The following is a 14,928-nucleotide window of genomic DNA, read 5'->3' on the forward strand; positions in this document are numbered from 1 at the left end:
CATGCCTCAAAGCCACAGGAAACACTTCCATACAATCAGCCCGTTGCCATTCCCGCCGACACGCGCGAATAGGCAGGGATGACTGCAAACCCGGTTCCGGCCACCAGACGTCCCAAGTTGTTCACGCTGGTGTCGATCACCGGCGCCGGCGCGCTGTCAATGAACATCTTCCTGCCGTCGCTGCCCGGCATGGCCAGGGATTTCGGCGTCGATTACGCGCTGATGCAATTGTCCGTATCGGCGTTTCTGGCGGTCAGCGCCTGTGTGCAACTGCTTTGCGGGCCGATCAGCGACAGCTTCGGGCGCAGGCCGGTCATCCTTGTTTCATTCGCCGTCTTCCTGCTGGCGACGGTGGGAACGCTGCTGGCCCCGACCGCGGGATGGTTCCTGTTCTTCCGCATGATCCAGGCCATCGTCACCTCGGGCTTCGTGCTGAGCCGCGCGGTCGTGCGCGACATGGTCCCGGCCGAGCGTGCCGCCAGCATGATCGGCTATGTCACCATGGGCATGTCGCTGGTGCCGATGATCGCCCCCACCATCGGCGGCATCCTGGACGAGAATTTCGGCTGGCGCGCCAGCTTCGTGACAATGGGCGTGCTTGCCAGTGTCGTCTTCGTGCTGTGCTGGTTCGACCTTCGCGAAACCTCGCGCGGCGGGGGCGTCCCGCTGAGGGAACAGATCGCGACCTATCCCCTGCTCGCACGGTCGCAACGGTTCTGGGGCTATGCGCTGGCCGCGACGCTAAGCGCGGGGGCCTTTTACGCCTATCTCGGGGGTGCCCCCTTTGTCGGGCAGACGATCCTGCACCTGCGCCCGGCCGAGGTCGGATACTGGTTCGCCGCGCCCTCGATCGGCTATGCGATGGGAAATTTCATCTCGGCGCGCTATTCGACCCGCTTCGGGATGAACCGCATGATCCTGACCGGCGCAATCATCTGCACCTTGCCGCTGGCCGTGGCGCTGGTGATCGACATGCTGGACGGCCAGACACCGCTGATCTTCTTCGGCTCGGTCGCCTTCATGGGCTTGGGAAACGGGATGCTTCTGCCCAACGCCAATGCCGGGATGATGAGCGTGCGCCCCGAATTGGCGGGCACCGCCAGCGGACTTGGTGGCGCGATGGCCGTCGCCGGCGGCGCCGGCCTTGCCGCGCTTGCCGGGGCCTTCCTGCACGAGGACACGGGGGCCGCGCCGCTGCTTGTCATCATGGTCATCGTTTCGGCCGGTTCGATCCTGTCGGCGCTGTGGGTGATGGCCCGCGAAAGGCGGCTTCTCGCGCAGGGCTGATCCCGCTTGCGCCGGAACTTTTGCAAAGCATACTGTGTCTTTGCAAAAGGGGGTCCGGATGGGATTGCAGAAGATCTATGCCGGGGTTGCCCTGCGCGAAACCCGCAGCCGGGCCGGGCTGACGCAGCGCGCCTTTGCCGACCGGCTGGGCGTCTCGCTGCCCTATCTGTCGCAGATGGAGAACAACCATCGCCCGGTTTCTGCCGGGGTGCTGCTTCGCCTGGCCTCGGAATTCTCGGTCGATCTGGGCACGATGACGGTGGGTGATGCCGAACGCATGGTCATCGACATGGTCGAGGCCTTTGCCGACCCGCTTTTCGACGCGACGCCGCCCCAGGCAGATCTGCGGCTGGCGGCCACCAATGCCCCGGCGCTGGTGCGCGCCTTTCTGGACCTGTATCGCGCGCATCGCGAAGGTCAGGAACGGCTGGGCGCGCTGGACGAAGCGATCGGCGCCGGCGCCCAGAATGCCACCCCCTCTCCGTGGGAGGAGGTCCGCGACTTCTTCCACTATTGCGACAATTACATCGATGCGGTCGACCGTGCCGCCGAGCATTTTGCCCGCACCCATCCCCAGCCGGATCCACTGGCCCGCGCCATCTTTGCGCTGAAGGAGCGCGGGATCACGGTCGAACTGGCTGAGCTGGGCAGCGGCTCGGTCTATCTGCGAGATGGCAACCGCGTGACGGTGAACGCCGCCGCCGAGCCGGCAACCCAGGCCTTTCAGCTGCTGCATCTGCTGGCGCTGGAAAGCCGGGGCGAATTGCTGGATGCAACGCTGGAGCTTGCGCGGTTCCGCAGCCAGACCGCGCGCGACATCGCAAGGCTGGGGCTTGCGAACTATTTCGCGGGCGCGGCGATGATGCCCTATGGCCCCTTCCTTGCCGCCGCCCGGACCGAGCGCCACGACCTTGAGCGGCTGGCGCATCTGTTTCATGCCTCGCTGGAACAGGTCGCGCATCGGCTGTCCACGCTTCAGCGCGGAGGCGACCGGGGCGTGCCGTTCTTCTTCGTGCGCGTCGATCAGGCCGGGACAATCACCAAGCGGCATTCGGCCACGCGCATGCAATTCGCGCGCTTTGGCGGCGCCTGTCCGCTGTGGAACGTGCACCAGGCGTTCGAGGCGCCGGGCCGCTTCCTGCGCCAACTGGCCGAGACGCCGGACGGCAAGCGCTATCTGCTGCTGGCCCGCGACGTAAGCAAGGCAGCGGGCGCGTTCGGTGCGCCGGTCCGCCGCTTTGCCATCGGCCTTGGATGCGAGATCAGCCATGCGCGCGATCTGGTCTATTCGGACGGGCTGGATCTTGGCAATCCGCAGCTGTTCGAGCCGATCGGCGTCTCCTGCCGGATCTGTCCGCGCCCGTCCTGTCACCAGCGTTCGGTCCCGCCAATGGATGGCCATATCCGCATCCCGCGCGACCGCCCGGGCCCTCTGCCCTATGAAATCGCGTGAAAGGTGCGAAGAACGCACTCGCGCGCCTTCGGTTCCATACCAGGAGTTGCGGATACACAACGTGGAACCGCCAGTTCTGGCTCATCTGCCTGTCTGACAGGCAATTTTGGCAGCAGCCGCCGCAAGCAGCCGAACGCCCCCGAAAATCGCGGCTCTTTCGTGACAGGGCGTCGGATTAGCGTTTCCCCTCAGGAATTTCCGACCGGGACTTGAAGTTCGGCCCTGCAATCGACGATGCGATGTCGCATCATGTCGACAGCGAATATCCACCAGTTCCGGTCAAACCTGTCGGCGTCAATCCGCCCATAATGGATGCACAAATTCCGCGAATGTTGCGCTTTGGGCACATGTCGGATTTATGAGTGCCAAGCAACGGCCCACCTCTGCTCGGCGGGGCCGCAACAGCAACAGAATGGAACAGGGACATTGGGCATCACACAGGGTCTGAATTCGGTGCTTGAGCGCTGGCTGCCAGAGCAGCGTCTCTTTCTGAAATCCGACTGTTCGACCCGCTTTGTCCGGCTCAGTCCGTCGACGCAGCTTGTCGCGCTCAGCGGCACGGCCTTTGTCTTCGGATGGGCAATCATTGCAAGCTCGATCCTTGCCATCGATGCCATCAGCGCCCACGGTTCGCGCGATCAGGCCCGCCGTTCGCAGGACGCCTTCGAAGAGCGGCTGGCCGATCTGTCCACCGAGCGCGACAACCGCGCGACCGAGGCGCTGGCTGCCCAGAACCGCTATTCCGTCGCGCTGGACCAGGTCTCGCAGATGCAATCGCAACTGCTGGAGTCCGAGGCCCGCCGGCGCGAGCTGGAAACCGGCATCGGCGCCGTCCAGGCCCGCCTGCAGACCGAGATCAAGGACCGCGCCGACGACACCCGCAGCGCAAGCGCGGGCACCCCGGACGCGCAGGCCGCGGACTTGCAGGTCGCTTTCGATATCCTCTCGGACGAATTGAAGAAATCCGCCGACGATCGCGCCGACGCGGTCAAGGTGGCGGCCGACGCCCGCCGCACTGCTGATGCCGCGACGCTTGAACGCGACCAGGTCATCGCCCGCAACGACGAGATCCTGACCCAGATCGAGGATGCGGTCACCATCTCGGTCAAGCCCTTCGACGACATGTTCCGCAGTGTCGGCATGAATCCGGACAAGGTTCTCAGCACCATCCGCGAAGGCTATTCCGGCGAGGGCGGGCCGCTGAACCCGGTCAGCTATTCCTCCAGCGGCAATGCGCAGATCGGCCAAGGCGAAGCCAAGGCGCAAGAGATCATGATCACGCTGGACAAGGTGAACAGCTATCGCATCGCGGCGGAAAAGATGCCGCTGGCGATGCCGGTCAAGGCGGCCTTCCGCTATACCTCACCCTTTGGTCGCCGCTGGGGTCGCGGTCACGAGGGCATCGACATGGCCGCGCCGATCGGAACTTCGGTCTTTGCGACGGGCGACGGCACCATCACCTATGCCGGCTGGCAGCGCGGTTACGGCAACCTGATCAAGATCCAGCACGAGCTGGGCACCGAAACCCGCTATGGCCACCTGTCCAAGATTAAGGTCAAGGTCGGGCAAAAAGTGTCGCGCGGCAGCCTGATCGGTGCTATGGGCAATACCGGCAGGTCGACCGGTCCGCACCTTCACTATGAAGTCCGCGTGAACGGCAATGCTGTGAACCCCATGACCTTCATCAAGGCAGCCCAAAATGTTTTCTAAGACGCGTGTGACCGAACCTGGCCCCCGGACCCAACCGACGCCCGAGCCCACCGAAGCCCCGCGCAGCTTTGACACGACCTATGACGTGCCCGCCTCTCCGGCCGCGCCGCGGACCCGCACCGCGCCGTCGGTCATGTCCTCGGATCTGACCGTCACCGGCAATATCAAGACCCAGGGCGATATCCAGATCGAGGGCACGGTCGAAGGTGATATCCGCGCGCATCAACTGATCGTCGGCGAAAGCGCCACCATCCGCGGCGAGATCGTTGCCGAGGAAGTGGTCGTGAATGGCCGCGTCATCGGCCGCGTCCGTGGCCTGAAAGTCCGCCTGACCGCGACCGCGCGTGTCGAAGGCGACATCATCCACAAGACCATCGCCATTGAATCCGGCGCGCATTTCGAGGGCTCGGTGCAGCGTCAGGAAGACCCGCTGGCGAACGGCCCGACCCCGAAGCTTGCGCCCCCCGTGGCAACGAAAAGCCCCGAGGCAGAATAACCGGACTGATCATGCCGGAATGGAAAGCGGCCCCTTTTGGGGCCGCTTTTCAGTTTCCGGGGATGTCGTTTTCACCGGGGGCCGGATCAGGCTCGGGATCGGGCATCGGTAGACGATCGGGATCGGGGATGGGCTGCGGTTCGCGGGCAGGCAGGGTCATGCGGATGCTCCTTTCGGTCAGATCCGGCAGCGCCCCCGCCCTTGGCTGCGGAACGCGGCCTCAGCGCGGATAGCGGGTCAGCAGCGCCTCGTTCACGGCGGGGGGCACGAACTTGGTCACATCGCCCCCCAGCCGGGCAATTTCCTTGACCAGCTTCGAGGCAATCGCCTGCCGCCGGGCATCCGCCATCAGGAACACCGTCTCGATGCTGGAATCCAGCGCACGGTTCATGCCGACCATCTGGAATTCATACTCGAAATCCGCCACCGCGCGCAGGCCCCGCACGATCACGGTCGCGCCGACGTCACGGGCACAATCGATCAGCAGGTTCTCGAACGGATGGACCAGGATCTCGCCCCCGATGCGCGAGGTGATCTCGGCGCATTCCTGGCGGACCATGCTGACGCGGTCGTCCAGCGAGAACAGCGGCCCCTTGTCGCGGTTGATCGCGACACCGATGACAAGACGATCCACCAGGGCAAGGGCGCGCTGGATGATATCAAGATGACCCAGCGTGATCGGGTCGAAAGTTCCGGGGTACAACCCGATGCGCATGGCTTGCCCTACTCTTCAACGGACGGGCACAACGAACAGTTTTTGCCCGCCGATTGCAAGGGGTTCCGCGTCGTTGCGGAATCCGGGACGAAGGGAAACGCTCAGTTTCCCATGATCATGCCGGTCAGGGCTTCCTTCTCGGCGTTCAACTCCTTCAGCCGGGCAGAGACGGCGTCCCCGATCGACACAAGGCCGATCATCACGCCGCTTTCGTCCACGACCGGCAGGTGACGAAACCGCCCCTGCGTCATGCGGTTCAGGATGTCCAGCGCGTCGTCACCGGTGCGGCAGGTCATCAGCTTGCGCGTCATCAGTTCGCTGATGGTCAGGTCCAGCACCGAAGCGCCCCGCCTGCCCAATTCACGCACGATGTCACGCTCTGACAGGATGCCGAGCGGCGTCATTCCGTCCTCGGACACCACGATCGCCCCGATGCGTTTTTCCGACAGCAGCTTCGCGGCATCGGCCACGGTGGCGCTGGGGGCAATGGTGATCACATCGCCAACAGATTTCATCGACAGGATCTGGTTCACGAGCATTGCGGTTCCTCCTGCTTGCGAAAGGCCTCGTAACTCAAGCGTTGCCCCAAGCCTGGGTTCCGTCAAGTACGCTGTTATGTGGATGCATCTTCGGGCAAAAGGGCTTGCAGTCTTGCAACCTCGGCACGAATGCCCTGCCCCAGCGCATCGGCCAGCCGGTTCATCCGCTCGGACCTGCGGTCGTCGGCGTGGCGGATCAACCAGAAGCTTCGCACCAACGAGATCTGGTCGCTCAGCAGCCTGCGAACGCCCGGGCAAAAGGGAATCGCGAAGTCATGGACGATGCCCAGCCCCGCCCCCGCGCGGATCGCCTGCATCTGGACCGAGACCGAGTTCGAGGCAAGCTGCGCCCATTCCGCCCCCGTCTCGGTCAGATAGTCCAGCTCGCGGTCGAAGATCATGTCGGGAATATATCCGATCATCCGGTGACCGCGCAGTTCCTCGCGCGAGCGGATCGGGGGATGCGCGTTCAGATAATCGTCATGGCCAGCCAGATGCAGTTGGTAATCGGTCAGCCGCTGCACGATCAGCCGCCCCGCCTGAGGTTGCGACACGGCGATGGCCATGTCCGCTTCGCGCCGCGACAGGTTGAAGACGCGTGGCAAGGCGACGATCTGAATCTCCAGCCCCGGATGGTCCTGGCAAAGCCGGGCGCAGATCTGCGGCAGCAGATAGTTCGCGCAGCCATCGGGCGCGCCGATGCGCAATTGTCCCGTCAGGTCGCCGGGGCCGGACAACGCCTCGCGCGCGCCGGCAAGCGCGGCCTCGGCCGCCTCGGCATGGGGCAAAAGCCGCTCTCCCTCGGGGGCAAGGGCATAGCCTTGCGGCGTCTTCACGAACAGCTTGGCACCCAGCGCGGCCTCAAGCCGGGCGATCCTGCGCCCCACGGTCGAGGCGTCGATCGCCAGCCGACGCCCCGCGCCGGACAGGCTTTCCGATCGCGCCACTGCCAGGAAGATGCGCAGGTCATCCCATTCCATCGCATCGCCACCTTTGCAAATATGCAAAACCCTTTTGCCATACTTTCGCTTTTGACAGCAATGCTGCAACCCTATGATCCGGGAAACGCGAATCCCAAGGGAGGCCAAGATGGAAGAACTGTGCCACTGGATCGATGGCAAAGAGGTCAAGGGAACCTCGGGCCGCTTCAGCGATGTCTATAATCCCGCGACCGGCGAAGTGCAGGCGCGCGTGCCGCTGGCCACGCCATCCGAACTTGACGCAGCCGTTGCCAGCGCCGCGCGCGCCCAACTGGTCTGGGCTGCCACCAACCCGCAGCGCCGCGCCCGCGTGATGATGAAGTTCGGCCAACTCATCAACGACAATATGGACAAGCTGGCCGAGCTTGTCAGCCGAGAGCATGGCAAGACCCTGCCCGACGCGCGCGGTGATGTGCAGCGCGGGCTTGAGGTGATCGAGGTCTGCATGGGTGCGCCCGCGCTTCTCAAGGGCGAATTCACCGACAATGGCGGCCCCGGTATCGACCTTTATTCGATGCGCCAGCCGCTGGGCGTCGTTGCGGGTATCACGCCCTTCAACTTCCCCGCGATGATTCCGCTGTGGAAGATGGGCCCTGCCCTTGCTTCCGGCAACGCGATGATCCTGAAGCCGTCCGAGCGCGTGCCCTCGACCTCGATCGCGCTGGCCAAGCTCGCGCAAGAGGCCGGGTTGCCCGACGGCGTGCTGCAGGTCGTGAACGGCGACAAGGAAATCGTGGACGCGATCCTTGACCATCCGACCATTCAGGCGGTCGGCTTTGTCGGATCGACCCCGATCGCGCAATATATCTATGGACGCGCCGCGAACAACGGCAAGCGGGCGCAATGCTTCGGCGGTGCCAAGAACCACATGCTCATCATGCCGGACGCCGATCTGGACAAGGCGGCGGATGCGCTGATCGGCGCGGGCTTCGGCGCGGCGGGTGAACGCTGCATGGCGATCTCGGTCGCGGTTCCGGTCGGGCAGAAGACCGCCGACGCGCTGATCGAACGCCTGATCCCCAAAATCGAAAAGCTGAAGGTCGGCCCCTATACCGCAGGCGACGACGTGGATTTCGGCCCGGTCATCACCAAGGCTTCGCAAAACCGCATCAACGGCCTGATCGCCTCGGGCGTGGAACAGGGCGCGAAGCTGGTGGTCGATGGGCGCGATCTGAAGATCCAGGGCTATGAGGAGGGCTTCTTCTGCGGCCCATCGCTGTTTGACAACGTCACGGCCGACATGGACATCTACAAGGAAGAGATCTTCGGTCCGGTCCTGACCACCGTCCGCGCCGAGACCTATGAAGACGCCTTGAGCCTTGTTATCGACAACGAATATGGCAATGGCACCGCGATCTTCACCGCCGACGGCGACACTGCGCGCGACTTTGCCAGCCGGGTGAATGTGGGCATGGTCGGGATCAACTTCCCGATCCCGGTTCCGCTGAGCTATTACACCTTCGGCGGCTGGAAGAAATCGGCCTTTGGCGACCTCAATCAGTATGGGCCGGACGCCTTCCGGTTCTATACCAAGACCAAGACGGTTACTGCCCGCTGGTTCTCGGGCATCAAGGAAGGCGCCGCCCTGAACTTCAAGGCGATGGACTGAACAGGTCAAAGGCGAGGGCATCGACCCTCGCCTTTCCTTTTGCGCCGGTGCAAAACTTGCGCAACATTTCGCGGCCTATACCGGCGGCGGGACCGAAAGACATGGGGGGGAGCATGGATTTCGCGCTGAGCGAGGAACAACAGGCCATTTTCGACATGGCGCGGGATTTCGGGGCCGAACACATCGCCCCCCATGCCCGCGACTGGGAACAGGACGGGACGATCCCGCGCGACTTGTGGGGCAAGGCAGCCGAGCTTGGCTTGGGCGGGCTTTACGTCTCGGAAGAGCATGGCGGGTCGGGCCTGTCGCGGCTGGACGGCACGCTGGTCTTCGAGGCGCTGGCGATGGCCTGTCCATCCGTCGCGGCGTTCCTGTCCATCCACAACATGTGCGGCGGGATGATCGACAAGTTCGGATCGGACGCCGCCAAGGCACGCTGGCTGCCCGCGCTGTGCCGGATGGACAAGGTCTTTTCCTATTGCCTGACCGAACCCGGCTCCGGTTCGGACGCCGCCGCGTTGCGCACGCGGGCCGAGCGGACGAATGATGGCTGGCGGCTGAACGGCACCAAGGCCTTCATCTCGGGCGGGGGGTATTCGGACGCCTATGTCGCAATGGTCCGCACCGGGCAGGACGGGCCCAAGGGCATTTCCTCGGTCGTGGTGGAAAGCAGGGCTCCGGGGCTGAGCTTCGGGGCACCCGAAAACAAGATGGGCTGGCGTTCGCAACCAACCTCGCAGGTCCAGTTCGACGATTGCGCGATTCCTGCCGACAACCTGCTGGGCGAGGAAGGCCGCGGCTTTGCCTATGCGATGGCGGGCCTGGATGGCGGGCGGTTGAATATCTCGGCCTGCGCACTTGGCGGGGCGCAGGCGGCGCTTGACGCCACCCTGCGCTATATGGGCGAGCGCCGCGCCTTCGGCCAGACGCTGGACCAGTTCCAGGCCCTGCAATTCCGGCTGGCCGAGATGGAGACCGCGCTGCAATCCTCGCGCATCTTCCTGCGCCAGGCGGCATGGAAGCTGGATCGGGCCGCGCCCGACGCCGGCAAATTCTGCGCGATGGCAAAGCTGCATGTGACCGATCGCGCTTTCGAGGTCGCGAACCAGTGCCTGCAGCTGCATGGCGGCTATGGCTATCTTGCCGATTACGGGATCGAGAAGATCGTGCGCGACCTGCGCGTTCACCAGATCCTGGAAGGCACCAATGAAATCATGCGGCTGATCGTCAGCCGCGCCCTGCTGGCGGAGCATCGTTGATGGCCGATATCCATATTCGCAAGGACCGGCGCGCCGGCCGCATCACCTTTACGCGGCCACAGGCACTGAACGCGCTGAGCCACGACATGGCGCTGGCCATCGATGCGACATTGGACGACTGGCGCGACGATCCCCAGGTTCAGCTTGTCATCATCGACGCCGAGGGTGAGCGCGCCTTCTGCGCGGGCGGCGACATTGCCGCTGTCTATCGCGCGGGCCTTGCCGGGGACCATCAGGTCGGGCGCGACTTCTTTCGCGACGAATACCAGATGAACGCCAAGATCGCGGAATATCCCAAACCCATCGTAGCCTTCATGCAGGGCTTCGTGATGGGCGGCGGCGTCGGCGTCGGCGGCCATGCCAGCCACCGCATCGTCTGCGACAGCACCCAGGTCGCCATGCCCGAGGCCGGGATCGGCCTGATCCCGGATGTGGGCGGAAGCTGGCTGCTGGGCCATGCTCCGGGTCGGGTTGGCGAATATCTGGGCCTGACCTCGGGGCGGATGGGACCGGGCGACGCGATCTTCGCGGGCTTCGCCGATACCTATTTGCCCTTCGACGAATGGCCCGCCCTGATCGAGCGTCTGGCGGCCGAGGGCGATGTCTCGGTCATCAAGGGCCGGCCACGGCCGGATGCACCACTTGAGGGGATGGACCTTTCGGCCTTCGGTGGCCGCAATGTCGACGAGATCATGGCCTCGCTGCAATCGGATATCGACGAGACGAGCCTGGCCGCCCTGAACCGCAACTCTCCGCTGTCCATGGCGGCGACGCTGGCACTGGTCCGGGCGGCGCGGGGAGATCTTTCGATCCGCGACAGCCTTGCGCGCGAATACCGATTCACCTTTCGCGCGACCGCCGAAAGCGACTTTCTTGAGGGCGTGCGCGCCCAGATCATAGACAAGGACCGCAAGCCGAAATGGTCGGCGGATGCCAGCGACGGCAATGTTCGCGCGCTGCTGGGGCCGCTGCAGGATGGCGGGCTGACATGGGAGGAATGCGAATGAAGATCGGTTTCATCGGTCTGGGCAACATGGGCGCGCCGATGGCCGCGAATCTGGTCCGTGCCGGGCACGAGGTCGCGGGCTTCGACCCCGCCGCGCCAATGCCCGAGGGCGTCAGTCCCGCACCGGATGCGGCCGCCGTCGCCGCGGGGGCCGAGGTGGTCATCACCATGCTGCCGAACGGCCAGATCCTGCGCAGCGTTGCGGCCGAGATCATCCCCGCAATGAACGCGGGCGCGGTCCTGTGCGACTGCTCGACCGTCGATGTCGAAAGCGCGGTCGCGGTCGCGCGACAGGCGCAGGACCGCGGGCTTGGCGCGCTGGACGCGCCCGTCTCGGGTGGGATCGGCGGCGCCGCAGCGGGCACCCTGACCTTCATGGTCGGGGGATCGGACACCGCATTCGCGACGGTCGGACCACTGTTCGAGATCATGGGGCAAAAGGCCGTGCATTGCGGAGACGCAGGCGCGGGGCAAGCTGCGAAGATCTGCAACAACATGATCCTTGGCGCGACGATGATCGCGACCTGCGAAGCCTTTGCGCTGGCCGACAAGCTGGGCCTTGACCGGCAGAAGATGTTCGACGTGGTGTCGACCTCGTCCGGCTACAGCTGGTCGATGAACGCCTATTGCCCCGCGCCGGGCGTCGGGCCGACCTCGCCCGCCGACAACGGCTACAAGCCGGGCTTTGCCGCGGAGCTGATGCTGAAGGACCTGCGCCTTAGCCAGCAGGCGGCCGAGGGGGTCGATGCCGCCACCCCGATGGGCGAGCTTGCGACCCGCCTTTACGCCGAGTTCGTCGAGGATGGCGATGGACGCGGCCGCGATTTCTCGGCCATGCTGCCGCGCCTTGCGGGCCAGGGACGCAGTCGGTCCTGATGCAACATTGCCACGGATCCCTTCGCCTGCGCAAAACCGCGTGAGGTAGGGGATCCATCCGGCGCAGTCACCCGTTACCCCGACACGGCGTCGAAGCGGACGGCGTTTACGCTTTGGCAGGTAGTGGGTAGTAGACTGATACGACCATGAAGACCCGGATCAAACGATATTCATTCGCCGCAGCACTCGTGCTGGCGGTCGCGACAATGGCCTTTGCGCAGCATCTGGACCCCGGCGACGCCCAGTCCAGCAGCGTCCGCGAGGCCTCTTTCGGCGGCCACCAGCCGATCCGCGTCGGCGACAAGCTGGATCCTGCGGTCCTGCATGAGGTCAGCCGTCCTGGCCTTTATGGAATCAGCGGTCCGCCCGAGGGCAGCGAATACGGGGTCATCGACGGTCGGCTAATCCGCTATGACCAGCACACATTGCAGGTCCAGTCCATCATCAGGCAGGTCGATTACGTCCTGGATTAGCCCTGAAGCAAGGCCTTGGCCGCTTCCTGCGCGGCGGCGGTGATCTCTTCACCCGACAGCATCCGTGCGATTTCCTGCACCCGCTCATCCGGCGCAAGCGCGGCAACGCGTGATGTCGTCATGCCGGCGGCCACCGATTTCGCGACACGGAAATGGTGCCCGCCCAGTGCCGCGACCTGCGGGCTGTGCGTAACCACCAACACCTGCGCCCCTTCGGACAGCCGGGCAAGCCGACGGCCGACAGCGTCAGCGGTGGCCCCGCCCACACCGCGGTCGATCTCGTCAAAGATCAGCACCAGAGAGTCGCTGCCCCGTGCAAGACAGACCTTCAACGCCAGCAGGAAGCGTGACAGTTCGCCCCCCGACGCGATCCGGTCCAGCGGTCCGCTCGGCGCGCCGGGATTGGTCGCAACGGTAAAGGCAACCGCGTCGCGCCCGTCGGGACCGGGATCGGCGGCGGAAAGGCGCGTTTCGAACACCGCGCGCTCCATCTTCAGGGGCGCAAGCTCGGCCGCCATCGCGGCATCAAGCCGCTTGGCGGCCGCGACGCGTTCCGCGCCGACAGCGGCGGCAGCGGTGTCATAGGCGGCATCGGCATCGGCGACCTGCTGGGTCAGGCGCACGAGATCCGCATCCCCGGCATCAATGCGGGTCAAGCGTTCGCGCAAATCGTCGGCAAGCCCCGCCAGATCGTCGGCCAGGACCTCGTGCTTGCGTGCAAGGGCGCGCAACGCAAAAAGGCGCTCCTCGGTCGTTTCCAGATCGCGCGGGTCGAATTCCATCGCGTCCAGTGCCGCTTCGACCCCCGACACGGCTTCGCCCAGTTCGATCAGCGCGCGCTGCAGCGAGGCCGCTGGCGCTTCCAGCCTGCCTTCGGCCCGCTCGGCGGCGGCGTCAAGCCAGCGTGATGCATCAAGCATCGCGCCCTCGGCCCCGTCAGTGCCAAGCGCCTGAAGCGCGCGGGAGACATCGCCCCGGATCCGCTCGGCCCCCTGCATGGCGCGGCGGCGGGTGTCCAGTTCGGCCTCCTCGCCCGGCTGCGGTGCAAGCTTGTCGAGTTCGGCAACGGCGTGGCGCAAGAAATCTTCTTCGCCCTTGGCGGCTGCCAGGGCTTCTTGCGCGGCAACCAGCGCGGCACGCGCCTCGCGCCGTTTTGCCCAGGCGGTCCTAACCGCCGAAAGGTCCAGCGCGGCAAAGGCGTCCAGCAGCAAGCGATGCCCACGCGGATTCAAAAGCCCACGGTCATCATGCTGGCCGTGCAGTTCCACCAATGTTTCAGACAGGCTGCGCAGCACCTCGCCCGAGGCGCGGCGGTCGTTGATATAGCCGGTCTTGCGACCGTCGCCGCCGTTTACGCGGCGCAGGATCAACTCATCGGAAACCGGAAAACCGGCTTCGGCCAGAAGGTCACGCGCGGGATGGACAGCCGGCAATTCGAAGACGGCCGTTACCTCGCCCTGGCTGGCACCGGTGCGGATCAGGTCGGCCCGGCCACGCCAGCCCAAGACAAAACCCAGGCAGTCCAGCAGGATCGACTTGCCCGCCCCGGTCTCACCGGTCAGCACGTTCAGACCCGGCCGGAACTCAAGCTCCAGCCGGTCGATCAGCAGCATGTCACGAATGTCGAGATGCCGCAGCATCAGGCAACTACAGCCACTTGCCCTGGATCATCTGGCGATAGACACCCGTCAGCCAGCTGTTCCCGGTCGCCTCGGGCGTCAGCCCCGCCCCGCGCAATTGCGCATAGGCGTCCAGATAGAAGGGCGACGAGCGGAAGTTGTGCCCAAGGATCGCGCCTGCCGTCTGCGCCTCGTTGGTCAGGCCCAGGGCCAGATAGGCTTCGACCAGCCGCATCAGCGCCTCGGGCGTGTGGGTCGTCGTCTGGTATTCCTCGACCACCACACGGAAGCGGTTGATCGCGGCGGTGTAATGCCCGCGCTTGAGATAGTAGCGCCCGATCTCCATCTCCTTGCCGGCAAGGTGATCGAAGGCCAGATCGAATTTCAGGATCGAGGAGCGCGCATATTCGGTATCGGGATATTGCTCGATCACCTCGCGCAGCGCCTGCAGCGCCTGGAAGGTCAGGCCCTGGTCGCGGCCGACCTCATCAATCTGGTCGTAATAGCTGAGCGCGAGCAGGTATTTCGCATAAGCCGCATCCTCATCCCCCGGATAGGTGTCCAGGAAACGCTGCGCGGCGCCGCGCGCCTCTTCATAGTCGCGGGCACGGTGATAGGAATAGGCCTGCATGATCAGCGCGCGCTTGGCCCATTCGGAATAGGGGTAAAGCCGCTCGACTTCCGAGAAGTAATGGACCGCATCTTCGGGCTTGCGGCTGTTCTCAAGCTCATACTCGCCGCGCTTGTAGATTTCTTCGGCCGTGAAGCTGTCGAGCGATTCGGGCGCCTTGCTGCTGCCGCCACCGCAGCCCGCCAGCAGGGCAACAGAGAGGGCCACCGTGACCAAGGAACCCGCCGATCTGATGCCCGCCATATCTACCTGCCCGTCAGTAACTCTTTGCGCCC

Annotated in this window: 14 protein-coding genes; 9 read left to right on the top strand and 5 right to left on the bottom strand. The window is 64.9% G+C overall.

Annotated features, from left to right (window positions below):
• Positions 1-78: 78 nt before the first annotated feature.
• The 4 genes from ACO2Q4_RS07565 (at position 79) to ACO2Q4_RS07580 (ending at position 4,946) form a co-directional block, all read left to right on the top strand.
• Positions 79-1,287 carry a multidrug effflux MFS transporter gene (locus ACO2Q4_RS07565; RefSeq protein WP_423318425.1) on the top strand — a complete coding sequence of 403 codons (1,209 nt, stop codon included), beginning with the start codon at positions 79-81 and terminating at the stop codon, positions 1,285-1,287.
• A 58-nt stretch (positions 1,288-1,345) separates the two neighbouring features.
• Positions 1,346-2,740 carry a helix-turn-helix domain-containing protein gene (locus ACO2Q4_RS07570; RefSeq protein ID WP_311758672.1) on the top strand — a complete coding sequence of 465 codons (1,395 nt, stop codon included), beginning with the start codon at positions 1,346-1,348 and terminating at the stop codon, positions 2,738-2,740.
• Positions 2,741-3,166: 426 nt separating this feature from the next.
• The gene (locus tag ACO2Q4_RS07575; protein WP_423318427.1) at positions 3,167-4,450 is read left to right on the top strand and encodes a DUF5930 domain-containing protein; all 1,284 of its coding nucleotides are present in this window, start codon (positions 3,167-3,169) and stop codon (positions 4,448-4,450) included.
• Positions 4,440-4,946 (top strand): bactofilin family protein, encoded by a 507-nt coding sequence (locus ACO2Q4_RS07580; RefSeq protein WP_311758670.1) that lies wholly within the window; start codon positions 4,440-4,442, stop codon positions 4,944-4,946. The genes ACO2Q4_RS07575 and ACO2Q4_RS07580 overlap by 11 nt, the downstream gene beginning before the upstream one ends.
• 220 nt (positions 4,947-5,166) lie before the next feature.
• On the opposite strand, the gene coaD is transcribed toward ACO2Q4_RS07580, so the two are convergent.
• From coaD to ACO2Q4_RS07595, 3 genes are all read right to left on the bottom strand, one after another.
• Positions 5,167-5,661, bottom strand: a complete 495-nt coding sequence (gene coaD, locus ACO2Q4_RS07585) for a pantetheine-phosphate adenylyltransferase (protein ID WP_423318429.1) — start codon at positions 5,659-5,661, stop codon at positions 5,167-5,169.
• Positions 5,662-5,762: 101 nt separating this feature from the next.
• Positions 5,763-6,200 (bottom strand): CBS domain-containing protein, encoded by a 438-nt coding sequence (locus tag ACO2Q4_RS07590; RefSeq protein ID WP_311758668.1) that lies wholly within the window; start codon positions 6,198-6,200, stop codon positions 5,763-5,765.
• Positions 6,201-6,274: 74 nt separating this feature from the next.
• Positions 6,275-7,180, bottom strand: coding sequence for a LysR family transcriptional regulator (locus ACO2Q4_RS07595; RefSeq protein WP_423318432.1), 906 nt, complete (start codon positions 7,178-7,180; stop codon positions 6,275-6,277).
• Between the two features lie 109 nt (positions 7,181-7,289).
• Between ACO2Q4_RS07595 and ACO2Q4_RS07600 the strand changes: the two genes are divergently transcribed.
• From ACO2Q4_RS07600 to ACO2Q4_RS07620, 5 genes are all read left to right on the top strand, one after another.
• The gene (locus ACO2Q4_RS07600; protein WP_395132879.1) at positions 7,290-8,789 is read left to right on the top strand and encodes a CoA-acylating methylmalonate-semialdehyde dehydrogenase; all 1,500 of its coding nucleotides are present in this window, start codon (positions 7,290-7,292) and stop codon (positions 8,787-8,789) included.
• A 113-nt stretch (positions 8,790-8,902) separates the two neighbouring features.
• Positions 8,903-10,048: an acyl-CoA dehydrogenase family protein gene (locus ACO2Q4_RS07605; RefSeq protein ID WP_423318434.1), complete on the top strand. Its 1,146-nt coding sequence runs from the start codon at positions 8,903-8,905 to the stop codon at positions 10,046-10,048.
• Positions 10,048-11,055, top strand: a complete 1,008-nt coding sequence (locus ACO2Q4_RS07610) for an enoyl-CoA hydratase/isomerase family protein (RefSeq protein WP_395132875.1) — start codon at positions 10,048-10,050, stop codon at positions 11,053-11,055. The genes ACO2Q4_RS07605 and ACO2Q4_RS07610 overlap by 1 nt, the downstream gene beginning before the upstream one ends.
• The gene (gene mmsB / locus ACO2Q4_RS07615; RefSeq protein WP_423318436.1) at positions 11,052-11,930 is read left to right on the top strand and encodes a 3-hydroxyisobutyrate dehydrogenase; all 879 of its coding nucleotides are present in this window, start codon (positions 11,052-11,054) and stop codon (positions 11,928-11,930) included. The genes ACO2Q4_RS07610 and mmsB overlap by 4 nt, the downstream gene beginning before the upstream one ends.
• A gap of 146 nt (positions 11,931-12,076) precedes the next feature.
• Entirely contained in the window at positions 12,077-12,403 is a 327-nt protein-coding gene (locus tag ACO2Q4_RS07620) for a hypothetical protein (RefSeq protein ID WP_423318438.1), read from the top strand.
• Here ACO2Q4_RS07620 and recN read toward each other — a convergent pair.
• Positions 12,400-14,043 carry a DNA repair protein RecN gene (gene recN / locus ACO2Q4_RS07625; RefSeq protein ID WP_423318440.1) on the bottom strand — a complete coding sequence of 548 codons (1,644 nt, stop codon included), beginning with the start codon at positions 14,041-14,043 and terminating at the stop codon, positions 12,400-12,402. The genes ACO2Q4_RS07620 and recN overlap by 4 nt on opposite strands.
• 7 nt (positions 14,044-14,050) lie before the next feature.
• Positions 14,051-14,896, bottom strand: a complete 846-nt coding sequence (locus ACO2Q4_RS07630) for an outer membrane protein assembly factor BamD (RefSeq protein ID WP_311758660.1) — start codon at positions 14,894-14,896, stop codon at positions 14,051-14,053.
• Positions 14,897-14,928 lie beyond the last annotated feature (32 nt).

Source organism: Paracoccus sp. KR1-242, assembly GCF_049446195.1.
Lineage (GTDB): Bacteria > Pseudomonadota > Alphaproteobacteria > Rhodobacterales > Rhodobacteraceae > Paracoccus > Paracoccus broussonetiae.

What these genes read in the sequence shown, in the direction of transcription:
- ACO2Q4_RS07600 (WP_395132879.1), top strand. Translation starts at nt 7,290, where the DNA reads ATGGAAGAACTGTGCCACTGGATCGATGGCAAAGAGGTCAAGGGAACC.
- mmsB (WP_423318436.1), top strand. Translation starts at nt 11,052, where the DNA reads ATGAAGATCGGTTTCATCGGTCTGGGCAACATGGGCGCGCCGATGGCC.
- ACO2Q4_RS07605 (WP_423318434.1), top strand. Translation starts at nt 8,903, where the DNA reads ATGGATTTCGCGCTGAGCGAGGAACAACAGGCCATTTTCGACATGGCG.
- ACO2Q4_RS07580 (WP_311758670.1), top strand. Translation starts at nt 4,440, where the DNA reads ATGTTTTCTAAGACGCGTGTGACCGAACCTGGCCCCCGGACCCAACCG.
- ACO2Q4_RS07610 (WP_395132875.1), top strand. Translation starts at nt 10,048, where the DNA reads ATGGCCGATATCCATATTCGCAAGGACCGGCGCGCCGGCCGCATCACC.
- ACO2Q4_RS07620 (WP_423318438.1), top strand. Translation starts at nt 12,077, where the DNA reads ATGAAGACCCGGATCAAACGATATTCATTCGCCGCAGCACTCGTGCTG.
- ACO2Q4_RS07570 (WP_311758672.1), top strand. Translation starts at nt 1,346, where the DNA reads ATGGGATTGCAGAAGATCTATGCCGGGGTTGCCCTGCGCGAAACCCGC.
- recN (WP_423318440.1), bottom strand. Translation starts at nt 14,043, where the DNA reads ATGCTGCGGCATCTCGACATTCGTGACATGCTGCTGATCGACCGGCTG.
- ACO2Q4_RS07590 (WP_311758668.1), bottom strand. Translation starts at nt 6,200, where the DNA reads ATGCTCGTGAACCAGATCCTGTCGATGAAATCTGTTGGCGATGTGATC.
- ACO2Q4_RS07565 (WP_423318425.1), top strand. Translation starts at nt 79, where the DNA reads ATGACTGCAAACCCGGTTCCGGCCACCAGACGTCCCAAGTTGTTCACG.
- ACO2Q4_RS07630 (WP_311758660.1), bottom strand. Translation starts at nt 14,896, where the DNA reads ATGGCGGGCATCAGATCGGCGGGTTCCTTGGTCACGGTGGCCCTCTCT.
- ACO2Q4_RS07595 (WP_423318432.1), bottom strand. Translation starts at nt 7,180, where the DNA reads ATGGAATGGGATGACCTGCGCATCTTCCTGGCAGTGGCGCGATCGGAA.
- coaD (WP_423318429.1), bottom strand. Translation starts at nt 5,661, where the DNA reads ATGCGCATCGGGTTGTACCCCGGAACTTTCGACCCGATCACGCTGGGT.